Source organism: Mycolicibacterium sp. XJ870 (genome assembly GCF_053483975.1).
This window is the reverse complement of the sequence record NZ_JBEFTI010000021.1, coordinates 1-557: the sequence shown is the minus strand read 5'-3', so window position 1 is coordinate 557 and position 557 is coordinate 1. Positions and strand designations below refer to the sequence as shown.

1 protein-coding gene is annotated in these 557 nt (G+C 65.4%); it reads right to left on the bottom strand.

Annotated features, from left to right (window positions below; translation table 11 throughout):
• Positions 1-27 precede the first annotated feature (27 nt).
• Positions 28-557, bottom strand: a 530-nt coding sequence (locus tag ABQF30_RS29535) for a transposase (protein ID WP_448470626.1), incomplete at its 5' end; no start/stop codon positions are given.

The following is a 557-nucleotide window of genomic DNA, read 5'->3' as shown; positions in this document are numbered from 1 at the left end:
CCGCGAGACATCCCTGGTAGTTAAGTGTCAAGCGGCGGCTTGCGTGCGGTGTGCCCAGGCGGTGTGTTCGTCGTAGTGAGTGTGGTGGTGCAGGCAGCCGTGCAGGATGCCGACGAGGCGGTTGCCGAGTGCACGTAGGGCTTGGTGGTGGGTGTCGTCGAGAGCGCGGCGGTGGTCGTAGAACGCGCGTGCGCCGGGGCTGGATCGCAGGGCGGCCTGGGCCCAGGTGTCTATGGCGTCGTAGAGGCGCCGGTTTTTGACGTGGCGCGCCACGACGGCGCGCTTCTTGCCTGACGCCACGGTGATCGGGGACGTGGCGGCGTAATTTTTGCGAGACTTGGGGCTGGTGAATTTGTTCGGATCGTCTCCGAACTCGCCGAGCACCCGGGCGCCGAGCACATCACCGAGTCCTGGTTGGGAGAGGTAGATGTCGGCGTCCGGGTGTGCCTCAAAATGGTCGGCCAGCTGCGATTGAAGTTCGTCGATCTGGGTTTGCAGAACCCTCAACACGGCGATGGTCGCCGAGGTGCTCGCGGCTAATGCTGCGGCCACGGGGC